Origin of the sequence: Martinezella rhizogenes, from assembly GCF_007002745.1 — a bacterium.
In the GTDB taxonomy this organism is placed as follows: Bacteria; Pseudomonadota; Alphaproteobacteria; order Rhizobiales; family Rhizobiaceae; genus Agrobacterium; species Agrobacterium cucumeris.
Genome location: NZ_SGNY01000007.1, coordinates 238,615 through 265,432 on the forward strand (window position 1 = coordinate 238,615; position 26,818 = coordinate 265,432).

General features: G+C 58.2%; 20 protein-coding genes. 10 read left to right on the forward strand and 10 right to left on the reverse strand.

Annotation, left to right across the window (positions count from 1 at the left end; all coding sequences use genetic code 11):
* Nucleotides 1-6: 6 nt before the first annotated feature.
* A complete protein-coding gene (locus EXN68_RS20310) occupies nucleotides 7-330 on the reverse strand; it encodes a type 2 periplasmic-binding domain-containing protein (protein WP_237681436.1) in 324 nt (107 codons plus the stop codon).
* Nucleotides 331-421: 91 nt separating this feature from the next.
* On the opposite strand from EXN68_RS20310, the gene EXN68_RS20315 reads away from it, so the two are divergent.
* From EXN68_RS20315 to EXN68_RS20345, 7 genes are all read left to right on the forward strand, one after another.
* The gene (locus EXN68_RS20315) at nucleotides 422-1,690 is read left to right on the forward strand and encodes a sugar ABC transporter substrate-binding protein (protein WP_142842566.1); all 1,269 of its coding nucleotides are present in this window, start codon (nucleotides 422-424) and stop codon (nucleotides 1,688-1,690) included.
* Nucleotides 1,691-1,702: 12 nt separating this feature from the next.
* The gene (locus EXN68_RS20320) at nucleotides 1,703-2,791 is read left to right on the forward strand and encodes a carbohydrate ABC transporter permease (RefSeq protein ID WP_142842567.1); all 1,089 of its coding nucleotides are present in this window, start codon (nucleotides 1,703-1,705) and stop codon (nucleotides 2,789-2,791) included.
* Complete coding sequence (locus EXN68_RS20325; RefSeq protein ID WP_142842568.1) at nucleotides 2,788-3,669, forward strand: carbohydrate ABC transporter permease; 882 nt, start codon at nucleotides 2,788-2,790, stop codon at nucleotides 3,667-3,669. Before EXN68_RS20320 ends, EXN68_RS20325 begins: the two co-directional genes overlap by 4 nt.
* A gap of 239 nt (nucleotides 3,670-3,908) precedes the next feature.
* Complete coding sequence (locus tag EXN68_RS20330) at nucleotides 3,909-5,504, forward strand: peptide ABC transporter substrate-binding protein (RefSeq protein ID WP_142842569.1); 1,596 nt, start codon at nucleotides 3,909-3,911, stop codon at nucleotides 5,502-5,504.
* Nucleotides 5,505-5,558: 54 nt separating this feature from the next.
* A complete protein-coding gene (gene oppB / locus EXN68_RS20335; RefSeq protein ID WP_142842570.1) occupies nucleotides 5,559-6,482 on the forward strand; it encodes an oligopeptide ABC transporter permease OppB in 924 nt (307 codons plus the stop codon).
* On the forward strand, nucleotides 6,475-7,605 hold the full coding sequence (locus tag EXN68_RS20340) for an ABC transporter permease (RefSeq protein ID WP_142842571.1): 1,131 nt from the start codon (nucleotides 6,475-6,477) through the stop codon (nucleotides 7,603-7,605). The genes oppB and EXN68_RS20340 overlap by 8 nt, the downstream gene beginning before the upstream one ends.
* A gap of 1 nt (nucleotide 7,606) precedes the next feature.
* A complete protein-coding gene (locus EXN68_RS20345; protein ID WP_161991411.1) occupies nucleotides 7,607-9,217 on the forward strand; it encodes an ABC transporter ATP-binding protein in 1,611 nt (536 codons plus the stop codon).
* A 236-nt stretch (nucleotides 9,218-9,453) separates the two neighbouring features.
* Here EXN68_RS20345 and EXN68_RS20350 read toward each other — a convergent pair whose 3' ends face one another.
* The 3 genes from EXN68_RS20350 to EXN68_RS20360 are packed head-to-tail and all read right to left on the reverse strand — an operon-like array spanning nucleotide 9,454 to nucleotide 14,412.
* Nucleotides 9,454-12,609, reverse strand: coding sequence for an efflux RND transporter permease subunit (locus EXN68_RS20350; protein WP_142842572.1), 3,156 nt, complete (start codon nucleotides 12,607-12,609; stop codon nucleotides 9,454-9,456).
* A gap of 4 nt (nucleotides 12,610-12,613) precedes the next feature.
* Nucleotides 12,614-13,813: an efflux RND transporter periplasmic adaptor subunit gene (locus EXN68_RS20355; RefSeq protein ID WP_142842573.1), complete on the reverse strand. Its 1,200-nt coding sequence runs from the start codon at nucleotides 13,811-13,813 to the stop codon at nucleotides 12,614-12,616.
* 44 nt (nucleotides 13,814-13,857) lie between these two features.
* A complete protein-coding gene (locus EXN68_RS20360) occupies nucleotides 13,858-14,412 on the reverse strand; it encodes a TetR/AcrR family transcriptional regulator (RefSeq protein WP_142842574.1) in 555 nt (184 codons plus the stop codon).
* 103 nt (nucleotides 14,413-14,515) lie between these two features.
* Between EXN68_RS20360 and EXN68_RS20365 the strand changes: the two genes are divergently transcribed.
* Nucleotides 14,516-16,009 (forward strand): MFS transporter, encoded by a 1,494-nt coding sequence (locus EXN68_RS20365; RefSeq protein WP_142842575.1) that lies wholly within the window; start codon nucleotides 14,516-14,518, stop codon nucleotides 16,007-16,009.
* Nucleotides 16,010-16,206: 197 nt separating this feature from the next.
* A complete protein-coding gene (locus EXN68_RS20370) occupies nucleotides 16,207-16,668 on the forward strand; it encodes a ribonuclease H family protein (RefSeq protein ID WP_142842576.1) in 462 nt (153 codons plus the stop codon).
* A gap of 258 nt (nucleotides 16,669-16,926) precedes the next feature.
* Here the strand turns inward: EXN68_RS20370 and EXN68_RS20375 are convergent, their stop codons facing one another.
* The 6 genes from EXN68_RS20375 to EXN68_RS20400 form a co-directional block, all read right to left on the reverse strand.
* Nucleotides 16,927-18,591: an HAL/PAL/TAL family ammonia-lyase gene (locus tag EXN68_RS20375; RefSeq protein ID WP_142842577.1), complete on the reverse strand. Its 1,665-nt coding sequence runs from the start codon at nucleotides 18,589-18,591 to the stop codon at nucleotides 16,927-16,929.
* 140 nt (nucleotides 18,592-18,731) lie between these two features.
* Nucleotides 18,732-20,039, reverse strand: coding sequence for an MFS transporter (locus EXN68_RS20380; protein WP_142842578.1), 1,308 nt, complete (start codon nucleotides 20,037-20,039; stop codon nucleotides 18,732-18,734).
* A 107-nt stretch (nucleotides 20,040-20,146) separates the two neighbouring features.
* Nucleotides 20,147-21,805, reverse strand: a complete 1,659-nt coding sequence (locus EXN68_RS20385; RefSeq protein WP_142842579.1) for a urocanate hydratase — start codon at nucleotides 21,803-21,805, stop codon at nucleotides 20,147-20,149.
* 2 nt (nucleotides 21,806-21,807) lie between these two features.
* On the reverse strand, nucleotides 21,808-22,899 hold the full coding sequence (locus EXN68_RS20390; RefSeq protein ID WP_142842580.1) for a DUF917 domain-containing protein: 1,092 nt from the start codon (nucleotides 22,897-22,899) through the stop codon (nucleotides 21,808-21,810).
* Between the two features lie 2 nt (nucleotides 22,900-22,901).
* Nucleotides 22,902-24,140 (reverse strand): Zn-dependent hydrolase, encoded by a 1,239-nt coding sequence (locus EXN68_RS20395; RefSeq protein WP_142842581.1) that lies wholly within the window; start codon nucleotides 24,138-24,140, stop codon nucleotides 22,902-22,904.
* Nucleotides 24,140-25,522 (reverse strand): dihydroorotase, encoded by a 1,383-nt coding sequence (locus EXN68_RS20400; RefSeq protein WP_142842582.1) that lies wholly within the window; start codon nucleotides 25,520-25,522, stop codon nucleotides 24,140-24,142. The genes EXN68_RS20395 and EXN68_RS20400 overlap by 1 nt, the downstream gene beginning before the upstream one ends.
* A gap of 141 nt (nucleotides 25,523-25,663) precedes the next feature.
* On the opposite strand from EXN68_RS20400, the gene EXN68_RS20405 reads away from it, so the two are divergent.
* Nucleotides 25,664-26,815 (forward strand): LysR family transcriptional regulator, encoded by a 1,152-nt coding sequence (locus EXN68_RS20405; protein WP_161991412.1) that lies wholly within the window; start codon nucleotides 25,664-25,666, stop codon nucleotides 26,813-26,815.
* Nucleotides 26,816-26,818: the final 3 nt, after the last annotated feature.

Sequence of the window (26,818 nt, forward strand, 5' to 3'; positions counted from 1 at the left end):
CGCCGTTTACCCATGCAGCGCCGCAGTAAGCCAGGCCGCCGCGCGGTCGATCGCCATTGTCCTTCGCGATTTGATCGGCAGGACAATGTTGTAACGGGCGCCGGAAGGCATGCGGGTGTCATCAAAGGGCACCAGCGTCCCGTCGTCCAGGAAGGTCTTGACCAGAAGCCCCCAGCCAAGCGCCAGCCCCTGCCCTTCACGTGCGGCAAAGATGGTTTCGGTATAGTGATTGAAGCGCAGCGTCGGCTTTATTTCGAACCTGACATCGAGGTTGGAAAGCCATGACCTGTCCTCAACGTCCGTTTCTATAAGATCATCCGATGCGACCAAGGGTCCCATCCCGCGCTTGTCTTTGCAGCTGATTTTCTTCGGAACAATCTCTGGATGGTGAAGTTACCCTTCTTCAGGAGGAGGACCATCCATGACCACCAAAGCCATTTTTGCGGGCGCATTCACCGCCCTGTCGATGTTTTTTTCCACTGCGGCACTGGCGCAGACCGACCTGACGATGTGGTATCACGGCGCGGGCAATGTTGAAGAACGCAAGATTTTGGCCGGCATCATCGAGGACTTCAATTCGTCTCAGTCAGACTGGCGGGTCTCGCTTCAGGAGTTTCCGCAGAGTGTCTATAACGAATCCGTCACCGCCGCAGCACTTTCCAACAAGCTGCCCGACATTCTGGATGTGGATGGGCCGAACATGCCGAACTGGGCGTGGTCGGGTTATTTGCAGCCACTGCAGATCGATGAGGCAAAGCTTGAAAATTTCCTGCCCGGCGCCGTGGGCAAGTGGGGAGACAAGCTCTATTCCGTCGGGCTGTGGGATGCGGCCGTTGCGGTCTTCGCCCGCAAATCGGTTCTCGATGAAAACGGCATTCGCATTCCCACACTGGAACAACCGTGGACCGGCGAGGAGTTCAATGCGGCGCTCGAGAAAATCACGGCCGGCGGCAAGTTCGAATATGCGATCGACCTTGGCATGGCCGACAAAACCGAATGGTACAGCTATGCCTTCATCCCGTTTCTGGAGAGCTTCGGCGGCAGCCTGATCGACAAGAAAGATTACCAAACAGCCGAGAACTTCCTCAACGGCGACAGTGCCGTCAAGTTCGGAGAATGGTGGCAATCTCTGTTTGAGAAGAAGCTGGCACCCGGAACGTCACAATCGCCTGCCGATCATGAAACCGGTTTTCTGGAAGGTCGCCACGCCTTGCAATGGATGGGCAACTGGGTTGCGGTGAAGGCGCTGGAGAAATATGGCGACGACCTGCTGTTCCTGCCAGCGCCTGATTTCGGGCAGGGACCGAAGATCGGTGCCGGATCCTGGCAGTTTGGTGTGTCGGCCACCAGCAAGCATCCGCAAGGCGCGTCCGCCTTCATCGAATTCGCCATCCAGGACAAATATCTCGCGCAGTTCTCCGATGCGGTCGGCCTCATCCCGGCCACCTCCTCGGCTGCCCAGATGACGAAGAATTACAAGCAGGGCGGCCCGCTCGAAGTTTTCTTCGAACTGTCCAAGCGCCAGGGAACGTTGCGTCCGGTCACTCCGGCTTACGCCTTCATCTCGCCGGTCTTTTCGAAGGCTCTTTCCGACATTGCCAACGGTGCGGATGTTGGCGATACGCTGGACAATGCAACGGATGAGATAAACAACAACATTGAGCGCAATTCCGGTTACCAACCCAAATAGGGGTCGTGATCGATGGCGTTCTTTTCTTCAAAGGGAAAACTCACCCGGGACGGCGTCACGGGGTGGCTCATGGCTGCACCGGCGATGGTGCTGATCGGGCTGTTCCTGATCACGCCCTTTCTGCTGGGGCTCGGTTTTTCCTTCACCAACCAGCGGCTGACGTCTCCCAATCCGACCGAGTTTGTCGGCGTTGAAAATTACACCCGGCTGCTGGGTATCGGCGTGCTGACGCTAGAACCGGAAAAAGAGGCGGACGGCAGCATCAGCCGGGATGCGGATGGCTCCGTCTCCTATCCGAGAATTCGCAGTTTCACCCGCAACAATCCCGACTATCCCCATCTGGAAGGGATGCGGGAATATAAGAGTTTCAGCTGGGGCGAGGACCAGATCGTCATTCTGGCCAGCGACGTCGTATTCCTGACAGCCCTTGTCAACACGCTTTCCTTCGTGGTCGTCGTCGCGCCGGTTCAGGCAGCACTGGCGCTGTTTCTTGCCCTGTTGGTGAACCAGAATATCCCCGGCGTCACGATTTTCCGGGCGATTTACTTCATGCCTGTCGTGCTGTCGGTGGTGGTGGTGGCGCTGCTCTGGCGGTTTATCTATGCAGCCGATAACGGGCTCCTGAACAGCCTCTTGAGTTACATGAGCTTCGGGCTCTTCCAGCCCATCGACTGGCTGGGCAGAACTGATACCGCCTTATGGGCCATTCTGGTGATGTCGGTCTGGCAGGGCGTTGGGTTCCACATGGTCATATGGCTCTCCGGCCTGCAAACCATCTCTCCGGATCTTTACGAGGCAGCCGACATTGAAGGCGCGAGCCGCTGGCAGAGGTTCAGCATGATAACCTGGCCGCTGCTGCGCAACACAGCCGTGCTGATTGTCATCGTCATCACCATGCAGGCTTTTGCGCTTTTTGCGCAGATCGACGTGATGACCAAGGGCGGACCGCGCGATTCCACGCAGAGCATCGTCTACCAGGCCGTTGAACGAGGATATCGACAGCAGGACATCGCAGCAGGCTCCGCAATCTCCGTCGTCCTGTTCCTGCTCGTTCTGTGCATTTCCTTGACCCAGCGATACCTGACAAGGGAGAAGCAATGATGCAGGCCGGACAACGTAAAAGCCTCGCTTTTCTCATCGGCAACTATGTGCTCATGCTCACCTTCGCGGCGATCTTCATTTTGCCGCTGTTGTTCATGGGGTTCTCGTCACTGAAACCAAATGACCAATTGCTGAGTGACGCGACGTCGATACGAGCCTTCCTGCCGGTGGGACATCTCTCGCTTGAAAACTACACGGCAGCTTTCGCCCGGGCGCCGATTGCGACCTTCATATTCAATTCGGTTCTGGTCACGGTCGTTACCGTGTTTCTCGCCCTGCTTTTTGGCTCGCTTGCCGCCTTCGCCTTCACCTTTTTGAACTGGCGCGGAAAGGATGTTTTATTCTCGATCATCCTCGCCACGCTCATCATTCCCTTTGAAACAATTGCCGTGCCACTCCTGCTGGAAGTCAACAATCTGCCATGGATAAGCAGCGGTGGATTTACCTGGGGGTGGCTCAACTCCTGGCATGTGCAGATCATTCCGTGGATCGCAGACGGGCTGACGATTTTCCTCTTCGTGCAATATTTCAAGGATCTGCCGAAGGAACTGCTGGAGGCGGCGCGCATCGACGGCGCCAGCTGGCTGCGGATTTATGCGCAGGTGGTGATGCCGCTCAGCGGCCCGGTCATCGCAACGGCGGCGATCCTGAAGTTTCTCGTCATGTACAGCCAGCAATACCTATGGCCGCTTCTCGTTACCCAATCCGAGACATACAGACCCGTAATGGTGGGGCTGCAATATTTCTTCCAGCTCAACACGCCCTGGGGTGAAGTCATGGCCTATCTCACCATCATCACCCTGCCAGTGCTAATCTTTTATCTCTGCCTGCAGAGACTGTTCATCTCCAGTATCGCGGCGAGCGGTATAAAGGGATAGTGCGTCGACGAGACTTCGGCATGAACCGCTCGGTCGTCGGAGGGCAGTTCCCTATGGGACAACCTGGCGCAGGATGACTTCAGCCAAAGTGTTCTATCAGAAACTGCTGGGTCTACCGCGAACATGTCAAGTTAAGTGAAACTTGTGGCTTTCGCATCAACTCACAATTTATTGTGGTTGCACTTCGGAGAGATTTGGCCTTGTTTGTGCACTCAAAATACTCACGGGGAAAGAAAACAATGTCGATAAAAACAACAGCTCTCACCACTCTGCTGGTAGGATCGCTTCTCATTGGCGCCAGTTCCGCACTTGCGGAAACAGTTCTGCATCGCGGCAACTCCGGCGAACCGCAGACGCTCGATCAGGCACAGACCTCCATCAACATCGAAGCCTTTATCCTGAAAGACCTTTATGAAGGTCTCACCATTTACGATGCCGCCGGCAAGATCATTCCCGGTACGGCGGAAAGCTGGACACTGTCTGAGGATGGCACCGTCTACACGTTCAAACTGCGTGCGGATGCAAAATGGTCGGATGGCACGCCGGTAACGGCCGGAGATTTTGTTTTCTCCTACCAGCGCGTCGAAGATCCGAAGACCGCCGCAAAATATGCAAATATTCTTTACCCGATCAAGAACGCCGAAAAGATCAACAAGGGCGATGTTCCGGTTGACCAGCTTGGCGTCAAGGCGGTGGACGACAAGACCCTTGAGATCACACTCGAGCGCTCAACACCTTTCTTCCTTGAGCTTCTTGCTCACCAGACGGCGCTGCCGATTTCCAAGGCGAGCTACGAAAAGAACGGCACGAACTTCGTAAAGCCGGGCGTCATGGTTTCGAACGGTGCTTACAAGCTCGAAGCGCATGTTCCCAATGACAGCCTGACGGTCGTCAAGAACACCAGTTTCTGGGATGCATCCAACACCAAGATCGACAAGGTCATCTTCTACCCGATCGATGACCAGGCCGCATCCGTTCGTCGTTTCGAAGCAAAGGAAATGGACCTCGCATACAACTTTTCCGCGGATCAGATCGACCGTCTGCGCAAGGCCTATGGCGAACAGGTTCACGTTTCGCCGACGCTTGCGACCTATTATTATACCTTCGATACCCGCGAAGCGCCGTATAATGACGTGCGTGTCCGCCAGGCGCTTTCCATGGCAGTGGACCGCGATTTCCTCGCCAAGGAGATCTACAGCGGCTCTCAGGTTCCGGCCTACTCCATGGTTCCGCCGGGCATGGATTCCTACGGCGAGCCGGCAAAGGCCGATTTTGCCACGCTGTCGCAGCTCGACCGGGAAGATGAAGCCCTCAAGCTCATGAAGGAGGCTGGTTACGGTGAGGGCGGCAAGCCGCTTTCCATCGAAATCCGTTACAACACCAACCCGAACCATGAACGCGTCGCGACGGCTATCGCTGATATGTGGAAGAACACCTTCGGCGCGAAGGTGTCGCTGGTGAACCTCGACGTCGCCTCGCACTATGGCTACCTTCAGGAAGGCGGCAAATTCAACGTGGCGCGCGCCGGTTGGGTTGCCGACTATGCCGATGCCGAAAACTTCCTGGCGCTTTCAGTCTCTTCCAACAAGACCTTCAACTATTCCAAGTTCAACAACGCCGAATATGACGCGCTGATGCAGAAATCCTATGACGAGAAGGATCCTGCTGCCCGTTCCAAGCTGCTGCATGAGGCAGAAACCATCCTCATGAAGGAACAGCCGGTCGCTCCGCTACTGACACAGGCCGATCTCTGGCTGGTTTCCAACCGTGTCAAGGGTTGGGCCGACAACGCTGCCAACGAACACCTCAGCCGCTTCCTGAGCGTTTCCGAATAAGCAGCGTCGGCACGGTGGCTCACACCACCGTGCCATGCCGGAGCCCGAAAAAGCATGATCTCGTTTATCCTGCGCCGTTTGGCGAGTGCGGTGCCGACGTTGTTTATCGTCGTCACGATTTCGTTTTTCCTGATGCGTTTCGCACCGGGTGGTCCGTTCAATCTTGAACGTCCCCTGCCGCCGCAGACGATGGAAAACCTGATGAGAACCTATCATCTGGATGAACCATTGTGGCGCCAGTATCTCATCTATCTCGGCAATGCCGTCACCGGCGATTTTGGCCCGAGCTACGTCTACAAGGACAATACCGTCGCTCAATTGATCGGCAAGGGTCTGCCTTATTCGCTGGAACTCGGCAGCTATGCTCTTCTGCTGGCGCTGGTGGGCGGCGTTCTTGCCGGCACTCTGGCCGCACTCAGACAGAATAGTGCCTTCGATTTTTCGATCATGTCGATTTCGACGGTTGGCGTTACCGTGCCGAACTTCGTCGTGGCACCCGTTCTCACTCTTGTCTTTGCCGTCATACTCGGGCTTCTGCCCGCCGGCAGCTGGGGCGACGGATCGCTGCGATATCTCATCCTTCCGATGATCGCGCTCGCTTTGCCGCAGCTCGCGGTCATCGCGCGCCTGACACGCGGCGCAATGATCGAGGCTTTGCGGATGGACCACATCCGCACCGCCAAGGCTTATGGCCTTCCGACGCGCAACGTGGTGGTCTTCCACGCCATGCGTGCGGCGATGCTTCCGGTCGTTTCCTATCTGGCTCCGTGCGCCGCGGCGCTGTTGACGGGTTCGGCGGTCATCGAGACGATCTTCACCATTCCGGGTGTCGGCCGCTACTTCGTTCTCGGCGCGATCAATCGTGACTATACCTTGGTGATGGGAACCGTCGTTCTCGTCGCCATTTTTGTCATCCTGTTCAATCTCGTGGTCGATATTCTCTACGGCCTGCTCGATCCGAGGGTCAGACATGACTGATATCCCCGGCAATATTGCCCCTCAACCATTGGTAAAAAGCCGAAGCCTGTTCCAGCTGGCAGCCCTGCGTTTCAAACGAAACAAGGCCGCCATGGCAGGTTCCGTCATGCTGCTGCTGATCACGCTTTTCTCGTTCATCGGTCCGCATTTCCTCACACACACCTATGATCAGGTGTTTTCGTCCTATGTCTCCGTCCCGCCGAGCCTTGAGCCACGCCCGGATGTGAACAACCTGCAGGACGTGATGGAGGGCGTTGCCAACCGGGCGCGCGTCGAGCTGAAGGAATTTTCAGTCGAAGGGCAGACCTTCACGGCAACCGTCACCTCCAGCAGCCCGATTGACCCGCGCACGACACGCTATTTCGACCGCGCCAACGAATTCGAAAACACAAAGGTCGTCGCCACCGAAGATGAGGGCCGAACGCTGAAGCTGGAAGGCGACGTCAACCGCGAGTACTTCTTCTTCGGCACCGATTCCAACGGTCGTGACATGCTGGCGCGCGTGATGCTGGGTGGGCAAATCTCGATCGCCGTCGGCGTTCTGGCCAGCCTCGTTTCACTCGGGATCGGCGTGCTTTACGGCGCAACCGCGGGGTATATCGGTGGGCGTGTCGACAATGTGATGATGCGTTTCGTCGAAATCCTCTATTCGCTGCCCTTCGTCTTTCTGGTGGTCGTCCTGGTGGTGTTTTTCGGCCGCAGCTTCATCCTGATCTTCCTGGTCATCGGTGCCGTGGAATGGCTGGATATGGCGCGTATCGTTCGTGGCCAGACGCTTGCCCTGAAGCGGCGGGAATTTGTGGGTGCCGCACAGGCCTTGGGTTTGAGCGATTGGCAGATCATCCGCCGCCACATCATTCCCAATACGATCGGGCCCGTCGTCGTGTTCGTTACGGTGGTCGTGCCCAAGGTCATTCTTCTGGAAAGCTTCCTCTCTTTCCTCGGCCTTGGTGTGCAGGCGCCGCTTACGAGCTGGGGCGCGCTGATTTCCGAAGGCGCCAACAATATCCAGTCAGCCCCGTGGCTCCTGATATTCCCGGCGATCTTCTTCGTGCTGACCCTGTTTTCGCTGAATTTCGTGGGTGACGGGTTGCGTGATGCACTCGATCCCAAGGATCGTTGACATGAATACGACATCTGAAACCATCCTCACCGTCCGCAATCTCAAAGTTGACTTCACGACGCCTGACGGCACGGTGAGTGCCGTCAAGGGCATCGATCTCGACGTTAAACAGGGGGAAACGCTTGCCGTCGTCGGAGAATCCGGTTCCGGCAAAAGCCAGACCATGATGGGCATCATGGGGCTGCTTGCATCCAACGGCATTATCGAGGGTTCGGCAAAATATCGTGGACGCGAGTTGATCGGCCTGCCGGTCAACGAGCTCAACAATATCCGGGGTGCGAAAATCACCATGATTTTCCAGGAGCCGATGACCTCGCTCGATCCTCTCTACAGGATCGGCGCGCAAATCGCCGAACCGATCGTTCACCACAGGGGTGGCAGCAAAAAGGAGGCGCGTGCCCGCGTTCTCGAACTCCTGAAGCTCGTGGGAATTCCTGAGCCGGAGCGGCGCATAGACAGCTACCCGCATGAACTTTCCGGCGGTCAGCGCCAGCGCGCCATGATTGCCATGGCTCTCGCAAACGAGCCGGACATCTTGATTGCGGATGAACCGACCACGGCGCTCGACGTGACGATCCAGGCACAGATCCTCGACCTTCTGAAGTCATTGCAGAAACGCTTCGGCATGGCCGTCGTCCTGATCACGCATGATCTCGGCGTTGTCCGCCATTTTGCCGATCGCGTCGCGGTTATGCGCCGCGGGGAAATCGTCGAATCCGGCACGACGGAAGATATCTTCGATCGCCCGCAGGCTGACTACACCAGGATGCTTCTCGATGCAGAACCCAGCGGGCACAAGTCGCCAGTCGGCAAAGAGGCGCCTGTCGTTCTCTCCGGGCGGAACGTGACGGTCGATTATAAAATTCCGGGTGGTTTCCTGTCGAAGTCGAGCAAGTTTCGGGCTGTCGACGACGTCAATCTCAGCCTTCGCCAGGGACAAACCATCGGCATCGTCGGTGAGTCCGGATCAGGCAAATCCACCCTCGGTCGCGCGCTTCTACGCCTTGCCCATTCCAAGGGCCGCATTTTCTTTGGCGAGACGGAAATCAGTGACCTTGACCGAAAGGCCATGCGGCCATTGCGGCGGCATTTGCAGCTTGTGTTTCAGGATCCCTATGGTTCGCTTTCGCCAAGACAGACGGTCGGAGAGATAATCACTGAAGGTCTGTTCGTGCATGAGCAACGCTTGAGCCGTGCGGAGCGGGACAAAAGGGCTATCGAAGCACTGAAAGAAGTCGGTCTCGATCCAGCCACCCGCAACCGCTACCCGCACGAGTTTTCAGGCGGGCAACGCCAGCGTATCGCAATTGCCCGTGCGATCATCCTCAAGCCGGATGTCGTCATTCTCGATGAACCTACCTCTGCGCTGGACCGGTCCGTTCAAGGACAGGTTATCGACCTGCTACGTGATTTGCAGAAGACGCACAGCCTTTCCTACATCTTCATCAGCCACGATCTCTCTGTCATCAAGGCCATTTCGGACTACGTCATTGTCATGAAAAACGGGACGATCGTGGAAGAGGGAGAAACCGACGACATATTCAACAGGCCAGCCGCTGAATATACCGAAACACTCATCAAATCGGCGTTTTCGGCGGAACTGGCACCCTAGATTATCGCCCGGCCGGCCGAGCGATCTCTGGCTCTTTCAGGAAAAGCTGCCTGCCGTATATGTGACCGCTCATCAACGCGCTTGGTGATTGGTTCACTGAAAAAACGTGCCTGCTGTTTTGTGTCGAATGCGCATCCGATCACCTAGGACTGGATTGGAACAATGGCTCCCCCCCTTGGGGAAAGGGGTGGAGCCTTGCGGTGCAGAGGAGGATACATCTCGAACTGCGATTGAGGTTATGTGCGCGAACCATGCGTGCCTGGCATAATCTCGGAACTCGCGGCTGCATCGTCCGCCTCCGGCCGTTTCGTCCTGAACAGTTTCAGCACGAAGACGAAGAAGGCCGGGACGAAGAACACACCTAGGATTGTCGCCGAAATCATGCCACCAAGAACGGCGGTGCCGATGGCGTTCTGGCTGGCGGCACTGGCACCGGAGGCGATTGCCAATGGTACGACACCGAGCGTGAATGCAAGCGAGGTCATGATGATCGGGCGGAAGCGAAGTTTTGCGGCCTCGATCGCTGATTCCAGCAACGGCTTGCCCTCAGCGTAATTATCCTTGGCAAATTCGATGATCAGGATCGCGTTCTTTGCCGACAGGCCGATGATCGCGATCAGGCCCACCTTGAAATAGATATCATTCGGCATTCCGGCAAGCATGACCGCAAGTACACAACCGATGACACCGAGCGGCACCACGAGCATGACCGAGAACGGGATCGACCAGCTTTCGTAAAGACCTGCAAGAAGCAGGAACACGAAGAGAAGGCTGATGCCGAACAGGAAGGGCGCCTGCGAACCGGACTTGATTTCTTCCAACGACTGACCTGTCCACTCAAATCCGATGCCTTCAGGCATTTCGCCCGCCAGACGTTCCATCTCGGCGATGGCCGCGCCGGACGAGTTGCCGGGAGCAGGTTCACCCGAGATGCGTATCGTCGGATAGCCATTGTAACCAACGATCTGCGGTGAACCTTTCTGCCACTGTGCAATTGCAAAGGACGACAGCGGAACCATGCCGCCGCTGGCATTGCGGACGTTCAGCTTGAGTAAATCCTCGACCTGAAGACGGCTCTGGTCCTTGGCCTGCACGATGACGCGCTGCATGCGGCCGGCATTCGGAAAGTCGTTGATATAGGACGATCCGAGGTTAGCGGTGATCGTGTTGTTGATGTCGGAGAAGGTCACACCAAATGTGTTCGCTTTTTCGCGGTCGATCACCAGCAGAACCTGCGCCGCATCCGGAAGACCTTCCACACGCATGCCGGTCAGCACCGGACTTTGCCCGGCCTTTTGCATCAATTCGGCTCCCGCAGCAGACAGGGCGGCCTGGCCGACACCGTTGCGGTCCTGAAGGCGGAATGCGAAACCGCCCGTCGCACCGAAACCTTCGATAGCCGGAGGGGAAAGCGCAAAGCTGGTCGCATCCTTAAGGCCGAACAGCGACATGTTCACGCGGTCTGCAATGGCTTGCGCCGAGTTTTCCGCATCGCGTTCACTCCAGTCCTTGAGAGTGACGAACATCAGCGCGGCGTTGGCGCCGCTACCGGAAAAGCTAAAGCCCTGGATCGCAATGACATCCTTGACGCCGGACTCTGCTTTCAGGATTTCTTCGATCTGCCTGACCGACGCCTGCGTGCGATTGGCGCTGGCTTCCGGTGGTCCCTGAATGTCGACCAGCAATGTTCCCTGGTCTTCCGCGGGCACGAATGCCGAGGGGAGATTGATGAACAGGTAGCCAAGACCAACGACGAGGGCGAGGTAGATCACCATCATCCGGCCGGCGCGCTTTGCCATGCCGTTGGTCACCTTGACGTAGCGGTTTGTCAGGCCGTCGAAATTGCGGTTGAACCAGCCAGCCAACCCCTTTTTTTCGTGATGCCCCTTGGCAATCGGCTTCAGGAAAGTGGCACAGAGCGCCGGGGTAAGCGACAGCGCCAGAAAAGCGGAGAAGCCGATCGACACGACCATCGTCAGCGAAAATTGCCGATAGATGATGCCGGTCGAACCCGGAAAGAAAGCCATCGGGATGAATACGCATGCGAGTACAAGGGTGATCCCGAGGATCGCGCCGGTAATCTGCCCCATCGCCTTGCGGGTTGCGGCCTTGGGTGAGAGGCCTTCCTCAGCCATGATACGTTCAACGTTTTCAACCACGACGATGGCGTCGTCGACGAGAATGCCGATGGCGAGAACCATCGCGAACATTGTCAGCACATTGATGGAGAAGCCGGTCGCGAACATGATGGCGCATGTGCCCAACAGCGCAACGGGCACGACCAGGGTCGGGATGACGGTGTAACGGAAATTCTGCAGAAACACGAACATCACGACGAAGACGAGCACGACGGCTTCGATCAACGTGCTCAGAACCTTCTCGATGGAGGCCGAGACGAATGGGCTGGTGTCGTATGGCGTGGCGTATTCAACCCCTTTGGGGAAGAACTGCGACAGCTCGTCCATCTTCGCCTTGACAGCGTTCGAAGTCGCCACCGCGTTGCCCGTCGAGGAAAGCTGAATACCGACCGCAGCACTCGGTTGCCCGTTCAGGCGGCTGGTAAAGTTGTAGTTCTCCGCGCCAAGTTCGATCCTCGCGACATCCTTCAGAAGGACCGCGCTGCCATCGGGGTTTGCGCGGAGAATGATCTCGCCGAACGCCCTGGGATCGGACAACTGGCCCTGTACAAGAACCGTGGCAGTCAGATCCTGCGAGACAGGGTTTGGGGCAGCGCCGATCTGGCCGGCAGCCACCTGGGCGTTCTGGGCGGTGATGGCGGCATTGATGTCTGCCGCCGTCAGGTTCAGGCCGACCATCTTGTCCGGGTCGATCCAGACGCGCATGGCGCGCTGGGCCGCGAACATCTGGGCGCGACCGACGCCGTCAATACGGCGAATTTCACCAAGAACGTTTCGGTTTAGATAATCGCCAAGTGCGACTTCGTCCATGCGACCATCGGTGGAGGTCAGCGTGATCATCATCAGGAAGCCCGATGCGGCTTCTTCGACGTTTACGCCCTGCGAAGTGACCGCAGACGGAAGACGGGACTCCACGCGCCGGATGGCGTTCTGTACGTTGACCGATGCCTGATCGATGTTGGTGCCAGCCTCGAAGGTGGCGTTGATGCTGACGGCGCCTGATGTGTCCGACGTCGATTCGAAATACATCATGTTGGCGACGCCGTTCAGCTCCTCCTCGATCAGGCGCGTCACACCCTGATAGATTTCCTGCGGGGAAGCGCCGGGATAGGAGGTGGAAATGGTGAGCTGCGGCGGCGCAACCTTGGGGTATTGCGCAATCGGCAGAAAGGGCAAGGCGATGATGCCCGCTATGGAAATGAACAGGGCGAAGACCCAGGCAAGGATCGGCCTGCTGATAAAGAACTGTGCCATTATATTACCTTGAATTTCCCGAGTTGGCGGGAATTACGCCGCCAGATTGCTTGTGTTCTTCCGCCGACCAGGATTCGGCGGCGACCCTGGTGTCCGGCTGAACCTTCTGCACACCGTCGACCACGACTTTCTCGCCCTCCTTTAGGCCGCTCTCGACCACCCATTCCTGGCCAAGCGCCTGTCCAAGCTGGACATCCCGCAGCTTTGCAATGTCGTCAGCCTCGACAACGTAGACCTGTGCCTTGCCGTCCTGGGTTCTCAGCACGGAACGCTGAGGAATGGTGATTGCGTCCTGACGGACGGCCTGCTCGATGCGCACGCGCACATACATGCCGGGCAAGAGATCGCCATTCGGGTTGGGAAACTCGGCACGCAATGTCACCTGACCGGTCGTTGAATCCACGTTGGCGCTGGAAAACAGCAGCTTGCCTTTCCCGCCGTAGACATCACCGCCATCAAAAACCAGCTCTACACTTGCCTGCCCGGGAGCGGGGCTTGCCAGCTTGCCGTCGGTAACGGCGCGGCGTAGCGCCAGAAGATCCTGCGCGGACTGGGTGAAGTCGGCATAGACAGGGTTGATCTGCTGAATGAGCGCAAGGCTCGATGTACCATCCGCGGTAACAAGCGCGCCTTCGGTGACGAGCGCGCCGCCGATGATGCCGGTGATCGGAGCACGAACCTCGGTATATTCGAGATTGATCTTTGCTTCCTCGAGAGAAGCCTGCTGGAGCGCTACATCGGCCTCTGCCTGAGCAAGATTAACGGCCGCGGTGTCATAGTCGATGCCGCTCGCAACATTGCGTTCACGCAGCATCCTCTGCCGTTCCAGCTGAACCTTGGCATTGTCGCGCGTGGCTTCCGCCCGGCGAAGGGTTGCCTGTGCGCTGGCAACCCGGACTTTGAAGAGACGGGGATCGATCCGATAAAGGACGTCACCTTCCTTCACGAGCGCGCCCTGTTCGAAAACGCGCTCCTGCAAGATACCGGAAACGCGGGCGCGCACTTCGGAGACCCGAGTGGCGGCCACGCGGCCCGGAAGCTCACTGATAACCGGGATCGCATGGCCCTTGAGATCGATGACACCGACGGCGGCGGGCGGCATCTCCCCGCCCTCCTGCGCAAGGGCAGTCGTCGCCGTCAGAGCGAGAATAGAGGTTGCAATAAGGCACGCCCTTAGGCGCGGCAGTTGGCTGCAGCGGTACATGTTTCTTCCTTGAATCGGCTGTTATTGGCCCCTACGGGCGATGATTACTTCTCGGGATAGGATGTGTAGATCGTTCGTACACCTTCGAGAATTCTGGCTTGATCATCCTGGCTCCACTGGTGGAAGCCGAAAAGTTCGGTAAAATAGAAGCCCGAGAGGGTAAGATAAGCCATCAGCGCCGCTTCGGGACGGGCACCCTCGCCCATGGCCTTGAGGTCTGCCAACGTCCAGTCACGCATCTGCTGCTGGAGCTTCTCCTCGGACGAAAGGGAGGCGCTGATCGCCATGGCAACCGCGCGTTCGGTATCATCCACGACACGTTCGGCAAGCTTGATCCGCCCGAAAAGCTCGGGATGAGGGGTATCGGCAGCATCTTCGACCGATTTTGCCTGCCGCTCCAGTTCCTGCGATATACGGCGGTCGATCAGAGCCTCAAGCAATGCGCTCTTCGACTTGTGATCGTAAACGACTGTGGACTTGCTGACACCCGCCTCCTGGGCGACGGCATCGATTGAAAGCCCGGCGGCGCCGAGCTTCAATACCACGCGCTCGGCGGCATCCAAGATGTCATCTTTCTGAATCCTGCGAATACGACCCACATCATTCTCCAATTTGTCACTTGATTGCTTTACGAACGATCGTGTATTAATGCAATAGTGAAACGATCGTTCTGATAAAAAATTCGCATTGCAGGTGTCTCGCATGTCCTCCGCCAATCGTTGGCTTATTCTCTCTGCCGTCATGATGGCCTTTCTGCCCGTCGTGCTCGACCTCACCATTCTCCATATTGCGGTGCCTTCACTGACAATCGCACTTGGTGCTTCCGGTACCGAGGTGCTCTGGATCATCGATATCTATGCGCTTGTCATGGCCGGCCTGCTGGTGCCGATGGGAACGCTTGCAGACCGCATGGGCTACCGGCGGATGCTTTTGACCGGACTTGTCGTGTTCGGCATAGCATCGGCTGCGGCCGCTTTCTCGACCTCGCCCGCGATGCTGATCGGTTCCCGTGCCATCCTTGGCGTTGGCGCTTCGATGATCATGCCCTGTGTCCTTGCCATCATTCGCACGACATTCGAGGATGATGGCGAGCGGGCACGGGCACTCGGTTTGTGGAGTGTGGTCGGCATGGCGGGCGCCGCCATCGGTCCGCTTGTCGGGGGCATCCTGCTCGAGCACTTCTGGTGGGGATCGGTCTTCCTCGTCAATCTTCCGGTGTTGGCTGTCGTCATCGCCCTTGTCTGGTTCCTTGTTCCGAAGAAGGTTGGTACCGGTCTCGGGGCCTGGAACATCGGGCAGGCGGCATTGCTGGTCGCGGGTCTGGTTCTGACCGTTTACGGCATCAAGACCGGGATGAAAGGCGGCATCAACGGTACGGTCGCGGCATCACTGTCTTCGGGTATAATTCTGCTCGGCTGGTTTGGCAGGCTGCAGGTCTCGTCGCGCAATCCGATGCTCGACCTGTCGCTCTTCCTCAAACCAGCGATTGCTGCCGGCATGCTGATGGCGTTCGTCACCTCCGGCGCATTGGCAGGATTTGAGCTGGTGCTTGCGCAGGAACTCCAGTACGTGCTCGGCATGTCCCCGCTCGATGCCGGCCTGTTCATGCTGCCACTGGTCATCGCGGCCGCCGTGGGTGGCCCACTCGGTGGCAATCTGGCGAACCGCTTCGGCCTTCGGCCGATCGCAACGCTGTCGATGACGGGAGCCGCCGCGGCGCTGTTCGGTCTTGCATCCATCGATCTGATCGCTTCGCAGCCGATAACCGCAGCGCTTCTGGCGATGCTTGGTCTTTGCCTCGGCATCGGTCTTTTGGCATCGTCCATCGCCATCATGGGAAGCGCGCCAGCCGATAAGGCAGGTGCTGCAGGTGCATTGGAAGGTACTGGCTACGAACTCGGCGGCGGCATCGGGATCACCTTCTTCGGAGTACTTGTGAACTCAATCTATTTCTCCGCAGTTTCACGCTCGTTTTCCCCAGCAGCCGACGCAGGCGGATCCATCGGTGAAGCGATGACGGCGGCGGCGCGGTTGGGTGGAGATGAAGCTGAGGCAATACGGACAGCGGCGCGCAGCGCCTTCACTCAGGCGCATGGATCGGTTCTGATTATTACGGGCACGATGATTGCCGTGCTGGCAGCGGCCGTATTCGTCGCGCTTCGCGACGTGAAGCGCGGAGGCTATGTCTCTCATTGAAGCTGTGGAGTGAAGGTTACCGCGCTGGAGACCTCTCTATCTGGTGCAATCTACTCTGTGAAAGCGAGACGTTTTCTGCCCCGATACAAAGAACAGCAGGTTCTGATTCGAAGAGGACATGGTAAACGCCATCTGGAGAAGTGACTCAAAGGCATTGCCATTTTTTCAGGCGGTTTTGACACGGGAAAACGAGTTCGATGACTGCGCCACTCACAATCTACACGGACGGCTCTTACGACCCCGTTGAAGTGTCGGGAAGCTGGGCATTCGTCGTGCTGGAGACGGGGCAGCAGCTCCATGCTGCGCGTGGGACGGAAATCGGACTTACAAATAATTCTTTTGAAATAATGGCAGTCATGAACGCACTTTTATGGCTGGATGCTCACGCTCCAGGCCGGACAACCGTCCTTTGGACCGACTCCGCTCATGTCGTCGAGGGTTGCCATCGCCATCGCAAAATCTGGCGGACCAACGGTTGGAAACGCATCAACCCCAATTCGCGAGCTCGGAAACGACAAATACCGGATGAAGCTCTTTGGCGGAGTGTGGATAGCTTGCTCCTTCGCAATCCGAACGTGGACATAGAGTGGTGCAAGGGACATTCCGGTATAGCGGGAAATGATTTCGCGGATGCTTTGGCTCGTAACCTCATAGCTTAAGCCAGCGCGATCAGTGGTGGATGTCGAGCCATTCGATCCTGATCTGTCCGATACGGGAAAATGAAAAAGCCGCTCGCCAGGTGACAGAGGCCACATCCAGGCTGATCTAAAAAATGGCGACGCCCCATCCTATCCAAGGCTCCTCATGGATCGAATGGCCGAGGTCTTCGAGTCGTGCCGCGCGTCGCGTATTTGCTTTGCGAAACGGCCCAAAGACGTCGGTCCTCTCATTTGGTTCAACGCCAACACAACAACCGCTCAACGGGCCTTCAGAAAACGATAACCCGTATTGAAATCATTGCTGTATATTCGGTCCGTCGCCACAAAGGGCACATCCCGGCGATAGTCTTCAAACAGTGCTTTTGTTTCCGCTCCCAATTGCCCGGGCTTGCGCAGATCAACAGCTTGCGCCGCATGTAGCAGCTGGATTGACGACATCCAGTAAAGGTTATCCAGAATCCGGCCGAGATTGGCGACCGAAAGCGGGGCGTGGCTGTCCAGATCCTCGATATTTCCTGCCATTGCGATCGAACCGACGGGGGCTTGCGCGCCGATCTGCTGATTTTCGGCCAGAAGCGCAACAAGTGGCTTCTGGATCGCACCAAACGCGTGTCCTTGATTGGTTTCAGCAGCGAGGAACCGCGAAAGATGCGTCAAATCCGGGTTCTCGAAGCGGATCGTCTGCATCGTAATGGCCTGTGACAGGCGCACCAGTGCCGTGTTCAGTGCTTCAACCCTTGAAGCCACCGGCAGCATCTCAAAACCTGCACTCGGATAGATCGCTCCAGATACCTCTCCTTCGATAAAATACTGGGAGACCTGCATGGAAGCCTTGTCGTCCGAGGCACCCGCAACCACGACAGGATTATCATCACTGTGATTGATCTGGATTTCCAACGCCTTGGTCAGATCCCGCATCGCAATTTCGGCTCCGCCAAGCACATAGGCCATGGTGCGATAAGACAGAGGGTCCTGCAGCGCCCGATCTTTCGAGGGTGACCAGAGATAGCTGCCGCCAAGGGCAGAGCGAACCATCTGTGCCCCGGATGTATTTTCAGCGAAGGGGCGCAGATCGTTCGTCGCTTCGAGGAAAGGGGCGACATTGCCGTTAAAGCCTTCCAGTGCCAAACCGAAGACGACAGCTTCCTTTTCGAGATATCCCGCCGTATCACGCGCAAGCAGCGCAGCTTGCCCGGCGGTCAGTGCATTCGTGCTGAGGATCGAAAGAAAATCCTTGCCGACCGGCTCAAGCGGAGTGATGCCGGCGTCAGTCAGCGCGCGCGCTGCGGGAATGCGGTTGCCGTTCATGAAGACCTCACCCTCACCAACCATCGCCAGACCGATATGGGAGGCAAGGGTGATGTCCGCCTCTCCAACAGAACCACGCGAAGGAACCACCGGGGTGATCCCCTGCTCCAGGAACTGTCGATACATTTCCGCGACGGCGCTCTGAACGCCGGTTCGACCGGTGGCAATCTGATTTAGACGGATCGCCATGCCCGCCCTCACCGTTTCGATCGCCATCGGTTCACCCACGCCTGCGCCATGAGCGCGAAGAGACGTCGAATTGAAAGCGCGTGACAGTTTCAGCAGATCGTCGTCCAGAACGCGCTTGCCGTCCTTCATCGCAAAAACAGGGCGATCCTTGTTCCAGCCAACGCCGACCGTGAGACCGTAGACCGCCTTGCCTTGCAGGGCAGCCTCCATCACCAGATCAAAGCCTTCGGCGATCCGTTTGTCCGCACTCTCGGTGAGAGTGATTTTGGCGTTATTGTCCCGCGCCAGGCCGACAACCTGTTCCACGGTCAGGTTTTGACCGTCGATGGACCAGTGTTCCGCCCGCGCATTTGAAGCAGTAAGCCCGACAATCGCCAAAGCTGCGGCAATGGAGAGGCAAGATATAGTCCCGGTTTGAGCAGACATGATGTTCCCTTGAGTTGGTTGTTATTATGCAGTTGTCTTTGCAGCAGTGTCCGGCCATCGAAGCGGCTTCGCTTCGACTGTAATTTTCCAGACATGGTGGGTTGAGCTATGTGGGAGCTGGGCCTTTGGCGGCCCATCTCTTAGTTCGTGGAATATGGTTTTGGCAGGATCAGAACCGCTATCAGCGATATGAATGCGGCGGCCATGACGTAAAATCCCGGTGCGTGATAACCGATTTCCGTGCTGCCGAGCCAGGTCAGCGTCGCCGGGGCAAATCCTCCGAAGATCGTGACAGCGGCGTTATAGGCCAATGACATGCCGGTGGTGCGGATATTCGTCGGGAAAAGCTCGGACAGGGTAGCGGGCGCAACCCCGACATATCCCGAGACCATGATGCAGAACAGGCTTTGCACGATGATGAGCGTCGTCAGCGTCGGCGAAGATTGCAGCCACCAGATCAGGGGGTAGACGGCAACCAGCATTGCGCCGGCCGCAATAGCAAGCATCAAGCGCCGACCGATCCTGTCCGAAATACTTCCAGCGCTGACGCAACCCACCGCAAGGAAGACGTTTCCAATCAGCGATGCCGTAAACGCCTCCGAAGCACTGAAACCGAAAGCCCGCTGAACGAAGATCGGCATGTAGATGATCAGCACGTAAACGCAAACGGCCCACAGGATCGAGAAAGCAAAACCTTTGATCAGATGGCCGAAATAGTCAGAGAAGACGAGCTTCAGGGGTGTTTTGGCGGACTGGTTCTCGAGACTTGCCTGTTCCGCCTGAAAAGCCGGTGTTTCGTCCAGCGTCTTGCGCAGCCAAAGGCCCACCGGCGCGATCAAGACCCCGATGAAGAACGGAATCCGCCAGCCCCAGTCTCCAATCTCCTGCTCCGTCAGGAGCGAGGTAACAGCAAAGGCGACGAGTGCACCCATGATATTGGAAATCGCCATGCTTGCCTGGAGCCAGGAAGCATATTTGCCTTTTTTGTCGGCTGGCGCATGTTCAACAAGAAAGGCGGCTGCTCCGCCGATTTCTCCGCCCGCGGAGAAGCCCTGAAGGACTCGTCCGGCAAGGATCATGAGTGGCGCTCCCACACCAATCGCGGCATAGGTCGGGGCCACCGCAATCAGCAGGGTGCCCACCGCCATGATCATGATGGTCAGGAACAGTGCGGCCTTTCGACCGGCCTTGTCGCCATAGACCCCGATCACGATGGCTCCCAGGGGGCGGATGACAAAGCCCAGCCCGAAGGCAAGAAAGGCTTTCACGAGTTCGACCGTGTGATCGCCGCCGGGAAAGAAATTATGGGCGATATAGATGGCAAACAGCGCATAGACGGTGAAGTCATACCATTCGAGGGCGTTGCCTATCGATGCTGCAGCAACGGCGCGCTCCGGTGATGACCGTCTGGCCGGTGTCACTGACAAATTTTGATATGTTTTTTCCATTATTGTCCCCTCTTGGCCTGCCGACAACGGCAGGCAGTGTTGATTGGTGATCGTAATTTTCCGCCGCTCGTGGCGATTGACGGCCTCTCCTCGCTGCTTTGATCTCGTCAGATCTTCACGTGATGTATGCCCTTGCTGGCAATTTCATCCTGTGCTTCGGCATAGCCCGCATCCGCGTAACGGATGACGCCAAGCCCGGTATCATTGTCGAGCGATTGCGAAAGCCGGTCGTCGGCCGCGTTGGTTCCATCAGCGACGATCGTGACCCCTGCCGAGGTCATGAAGCCCGCATAACCCCCGCCGCCGGAATGAAGTGCGACAAGGTCGGCGCGCGAAGCGCAGAGCAACATCGCGTCGAGAAGCGGCCAGTCGGCGATGGCGTCCGAACCGTCGAGCATGTTCTCCGTCATGATGTTTGGATGCGCCATGCCCGCTGAATCGAGGTGATCGCGAGAGAAGGCAACCGGCCCCTTCAATTCGCCCGAAGCGACCAGACCGTTGACCCGCCGTGCGAGCGCGCTTCTTTCGCCATGGCCAAGCCATGCGATACGTGCCGGCAGCCCCTCGAACGGAACATGCTTGCGCGCCAGCGAAATCCAGTTGGTGACGATCTTGTTGTCCGGAAACATCTCCAGCACCAGCTCGTCTATCCGCGCAATATCAGAGGCGTCGCCGGAGAGGGCCATCCAGCGGAAGGGACCAATCGCCCGGCAGAACAGCGGGCGCAGATAGGCTTCGGTGAAGACCGGAATATCGAAGGCGTCGGCAACCCCACCGGCCTGCGCCTGCGTTCGGATCAAATTGCCATTGTCGAAAACCTCCGAGCCGGCCCGCTGGAATTCCAGCATGGCTGTTACCTGTTTGGCAATCGACGCCCTGCCGGCCTCGATTAGCTCATCCGGGTTCTGGCTGCGCAGGCGGCGTACCCGTTCCAGATCGTAACCGATTGGAATATAGCCATAAACAAGATCATGGGCGGAGGTCTGATCGGTCACGATATCCGGGATGATCCCGCGCGCGGCTATTTCGGGATAGATTTCCGCTGCATTGCCGACAAGCCCGACGGACAGCGCCTCACCCTTGGCGCGGGCCTCTTCAATTCGCGCCAGTGCGCTATCGAGGTCATCGGCAATCTCGTCGAGATAGCCGATATCCTTGCGAGTGCGGGCCCGTTCCGGATTGATCTCTATGCACAGGATGGCCGCGCCTGCCATGCGACCGGCAAGCGGCTGCGCTCCTCCCATACCACCAAGGCCCGCGGTCAGTACGAAACGCCCATTGAGCGTGCCACCGAAGCGGCGTTCGGCAATGCGCATGAAGATTTCGTAGGTACCCTGAATGACGCCCTGCGAGCCGATATATTGCCATGCCCCCGCAGTCAGGCCGCCCCAGCATATGAGGCCCTTGCGTTCGAGAGCATAAAAATTCTCGGCCTTGGCCCATTGGCCGACCATGTTGCAATTGGCCATGATGACCATCGGGGCCTCGGTCGAAGTCTTCATCAAGCCGACCGGCTTTCCCGACTGGATGACGAGTGTCTGATCCTCATCCATGGTGGTCAATGCACGCACGATGGCATCATATGCGGCCTTGCTGCGCGCCGCCTTCCCGAGTGCTGCGTAGACGACGAGGTTCTCGGGGTCTTCACCAACAGCCAGCACGTTTTCCATGAGGCGCAGCAGGGCTTCCTGCCGCCAGCCCTTGGCTCGAAGGTCCGGGCCTGAAGGGATCGGGAAGCCCGGATTACGGGGATTTTCTCTCGGCATCTTCAGGCCTCCAATGCGTAGTCGGTCAGGTTGATGCCCATGACCTTTTCGGGGTGGACATAAATCGCCGGGTCCATCAGGCCCGCGCCGATCGGAATGAGGGTCTTTGGGACATGTAGCAGATGGATCTTCATGCCGACCTTCAGCTCGCCGACCGACAGTGGCTCGATCTCCTGCGACAATGTGGTGATGACATCCGGAAAGGTCGCAAGGCGACGACCATCGACCGCATCAACAGCCATGTATTCGTTCATCACATGCAGGGTCAGCGCCCTCTCGCCCCTGCCGATGGTGACGGTACCGACGTCGAAAGCCTCATTCGTATAATGGACATCCTTAGCGGTGATCTCTCCCTCGATCATGATCCTGCCGCCCGTGGTCGCAAGGATCGCATCGAGGACTGCCGCATGCCCTCGAGGCTCGGCAGCGAGGATTGCATGGCCAAGTTCCAGCGCCTTGGAAATTCCGCCGAGTGCCGCATTCTTCGCGACGTAACCGGCACGAACCGGGTTGCGAGCCGAGGCAATGAAACCGCCCGACATGTCGGAGGCGGTGCGCAGGATAGGAGAGATCCGGCCGGTTGCGCCGCGCGTTACAAGCTCGATATAGCGGTTCTGATCGCGATTTCCGCCAACGGCCGTCTGGATCGACTGGTCCGGTTTTCCAGCCATACCGATCGCGCCCATATCGCCGGTCGGATGGGCGCGCATGTCACCCACCGCGTCCAGTACCTTGCAGCCGAGGATAGCGGAAGGCAGCCATGCATTGAGGGTCGAGGACTTGCCGTTCTGCCCGATCATCAGGGCCGCGACCTTCGCACCAAGCTCATCCTGCAAAAGCTGCACGGCCTTGACATAATCAACGCCCCGCATTTCCCAGGGCGTGGTGGAGGCAGGCGCGCCGATGGCGGCAGCCGTCGCCACCCATTCGTCTTCGTTCAATTCGTTAATCGAGACGAGTTCCGGCGCACCGGCGTTCACCGCGGCGTAGCCCAGCATCCGTCCATGGTGGACCCAGCCGCCGCCGCCGGCCGCATAGACCGCGCCTCCCCGCACTGCGGGTTCCACATCTTTTTCCGTCAGAATTCTGGCCACCTTCAGCCCTCCCTTTTTCTGTCCAATTCCATAATCGTGTTTGCCAGAACTTCAGCCGCCAGAGCGAGGTCGGCCGCATCGGCCCACTCTTCCGGGCAATGGGAACGGCCGTCGCGGCATGGAACGAAGAGCATCGCCGAAGGGCACAGCCGTGCCATGAACGCCGCATCATGGCCCGCACCCGACACCATCTTGCGATAGGGCGTGTCCAGCCGGTCTGCGGCCTTTGCCAGCATCTCCTGCAATCCATCATCCATCTGCACGCCGGGATTGCCGGAAATCAGCCGCGCTTCGATCGTATTTTCACCGTCCGCGTCAAGTCCGGTCAGCCAGGACACGAACGCCTCCTTGTCCTCGGCCCGTTCGGCGCGGATATCGACCAGCATGCGGACCCGCCCCGGCACCACATTGGCGGCGTTGGGGGAGATTTCGAACTCACCCACGGTTGCGGTAAAATGCCCGGGACCACCGGAAAGCTCCGTCGCGTACCGCTCGATCTCACTTACGATCCGCGCCGCAGCGACGAGGGCATCGGCGCGCAACCCCATCGGAGTCGTACCGGCATGATCGGGACGACCCTTAACCTCGATCTCGACGCGATTGATGCCGACAATGGTTGTCACCACCCCAAGCGCAATTTTTTCCCGTTCGAGAACCGGCCCCTGCTCGATGTGCAGTTCCAGAAAGGCCTTCAGGTCATCAGCCAAGGGAGCTCCAAGACTTTCCGGCTTGCCGCCCACATCACGCATGGCCGTCGCCAGATCGCGCCCGTCGCTGATGCGCCTCAGCCAGTCCTGCGGCAGAACACCCGCCATCGCCCGCGAACCGATGCAGGAAACGCCGAAAATGGAGACTTCTTCAGCAAGAAAATCGACGACGGCCAGGTTGTGCCGCAAGGCAACTCCGCGCCGTGAAAGAATGCGTGCGACCTCCAATGCAACGACAACACCGGCAACACCATCAAAACGGCCGCCATCCGGCACGGTGTCGGAATGTGAACCCAGCATGATCGTTCCGGCCTGCGGCTCGGTGCCTTCGCGTCGACCAATCAGGTTCCCGCCCGTATCGATCGAGACGTTTAATCCTTCACTCAGGAAACGTCGCCGAAGATAGTCGCGCCCTTCATCAAAACGGGGTGAGAAGGCGCGGCGGGTCCAGGGGCGTTCCGGATCGGTAATCTGCGCCAGTGCGTCGAGATCCGCTTCTATGTCCTTTATTGACGCGTCGAGATTGCGGCGCATCACAACAGCACCTCGCGCAGACCAAGTGTTTCGGGCGGCCGCACAAAAATACCTGTTCCCGGCGCAGCAAGCACGTTTTCCCCGTCGAAGACCATCTCGCCTCGCCGCCAGGTGGCTGCAACCGTCCAGGGCAGCTCCATGCCGTGATAAGGTGACCACCCCGCAATCGAGTGAGGGCTGGTGGCTGCGTCATACACCACGGGCCGATCGACAAGCACCATGACGTCGGCATCACGCCCAACCTGCAACCCGCCTTTCTGGTGGTCCAGACGAAAATGCCGGGCCGGATTTTCGGCCATCAGCCGGGCCGCCCACACCAGCGGCACGCCGCGCGCGATCGCGCCCTTGACGAAAAGCGGCACCATCACCTCCAGCCCGGGCACGCCAGAGGCATTTTTCAGCATATCGGGGTTGGTCTTGCGATCTTCGCTCCAGCTCACATGATCGGTAGACACCATCGACACCCGCCCTTCGGCCAGATGTCGCCAGATCGCCTCCACTTCTCGTCGGGCGCGTATCGGCGGGTTGATCTTGGCCTTGCCGCCAAGCCGTGCAACATCATTCTCCTCATCCAGAACAAGGTAGTGAATGCAGCATTCGATGGAAGAATACCGGCCATTCCTGCGATACATCTCGGCGATCTCGTAGCCGCGGCTGACGGAGCAATGGACGACATGCGCCGGGCAATCTGTCTCGGCGCCGGTTTCATAAATCTGCAGCGTCGCCAGCGTCTCGGCCAGTTCAGGACGTGACAGGCCGTGCGCTCGCCAGTCGGTGATGCCGGATGCCTCCACCTCGGCAATCGCGGCGCGGACATAGGCATCGTCCTCATTGTGCACGCCTGCCGCAAGCCCGGTCTTTGCAACCTCGGCGAAGCAGGCCCGCAGCAGCGCTGGCGGGATGCGCGGAAAGCGGTGGGGATCCGTGCCGAAGGTCGAGAATTTATAGGCGCAAACTCCCGCCGCCGCCTGTTCAGCAATGCGGGCAGGACCCTCTTGCGGATCGACGGTACCGTAAAGTGCCACGTCGATGCGCGCCTCATCGTCGATCATCGCGACCTTACGCGCCACGGCCTCGGCGGAACATACAAGATTGCCCTCGTCGTAGGGCATGTCCACGATTGTCGTAACGCCGCCTGCCGCCGCCGCACGGGTCGAGGCGGCAAATCCTTCAGCCCCCTTTTGCGACAGCGAATGTACCTGAGCGTCGATGGCACCAGGCAATAAAAGGCCGGTGCCAAAATCATGATTTTCTCTTCCAGCCGGTGCCGGGCCTTCTCCGATGAGTGCCGTTTTCCCATCGCGAATGGCCACGAAACCTCGCGAAATCTCGCGGTCCGTCAGAATGACACGCCCCGCCAAAACCGTATCGAAATCCGCCATATCGTCCTCCTGTCATATTTCGACTATGAGGCACAATGGAATTAGTGGTATATCCCAAAATCCGGACGGCTGATGCCGGAATGGGAAGGTCAAAACGAGACGCGGTAAGTGAAGGTTTCGACAATTCTTTTATGTGATCAGGTGGTTCGCCTCGGCGGCATCCATCTTGCGTCCAGCGCGACGGGCATTCCAGTTTCGACCGTATCGGATGCCGTCAGTCGTCTGGAGAACGCCCTCTCGGTCAAGTTTTTCGTTCACGGCGCAAAAGGTCTGATACTGACGGCGGAAGGGGGCAGGCTCAGCCCATATCTCGCGCGGGCCGCCGATGAAATCTTCGCGATCCACGGCAAGTGCGGTGATGACCATGCGAAGGGTATTTATCAGAAAAGCGTATCGCTAATTGCGCTTTTCCGCTTCGTGGACATTCTCGAATCGGGCTCGATCCGCAAATCCGCGTTGAGACTGCAAATCGGACAACCACAGCTTACACGGATGATCGCCATGCTGGAGGAAAATCTCGGCGTCCGACTTTTTGAACGGACCCGCGACGGTTCGCGCGCATCGCCCGAGGGGCTTCGCATATCACCTCACGTCAGCAAATTACGCGATATCTGGGCTACGCTGGATTCCACATCGGCGCTGCGTTTCAAGCGGCATCTACGGCATTGGTCATTCGGCGGCATTCCTCCAGCAACAACGGACAGCCCGTCGGCAATCATTCTTGCGCGAATTGCCGCCAACTGGGCACGCCGTTTCGACACACCGCTGCTGATGCAGCCGGGGCTTGCAGACAGCCTGCTGGAAGGGCTTGAACAGCAGCGGTACGATGCAGTGCTTGTCGACATGCCGCTAAACAATTCCAGGCTCCGCAGCCGCGAGGTTCTGCGCAGCCACCTTTCCTGTTTCCTGCAGCATGACGCGGCTGATCCGGCGGACCAGGATTCGCCGGCACAGATGCGCGAGGCGATCCTCAAGCACCGCCTGGTACTGCCTTCCCGCGCCTCCGGACTGCGCCAGACCGCCGAAAGCTTCCTCGAGCATCTGCTTGGACCAACCTGGCTGTCAAAGGTGCAGTTAATCGAGATCGACAGCATACCGGTGGCAGTGCAGCTGATTGTCGGCCACGGCTACTGTTCGATATTACCTTCAGCCGTGGGGATAACCTCTCCCAAGGTGACAAAAATTCCATTGCCGCTGACATTTTCGGTTCCATTGCTGTTGGCATGGCGCAACGACGACAGAGGCACAGATATGGCTCGGCGCGTTCTTCAGCTGCTTGATATGACGAACTAATGG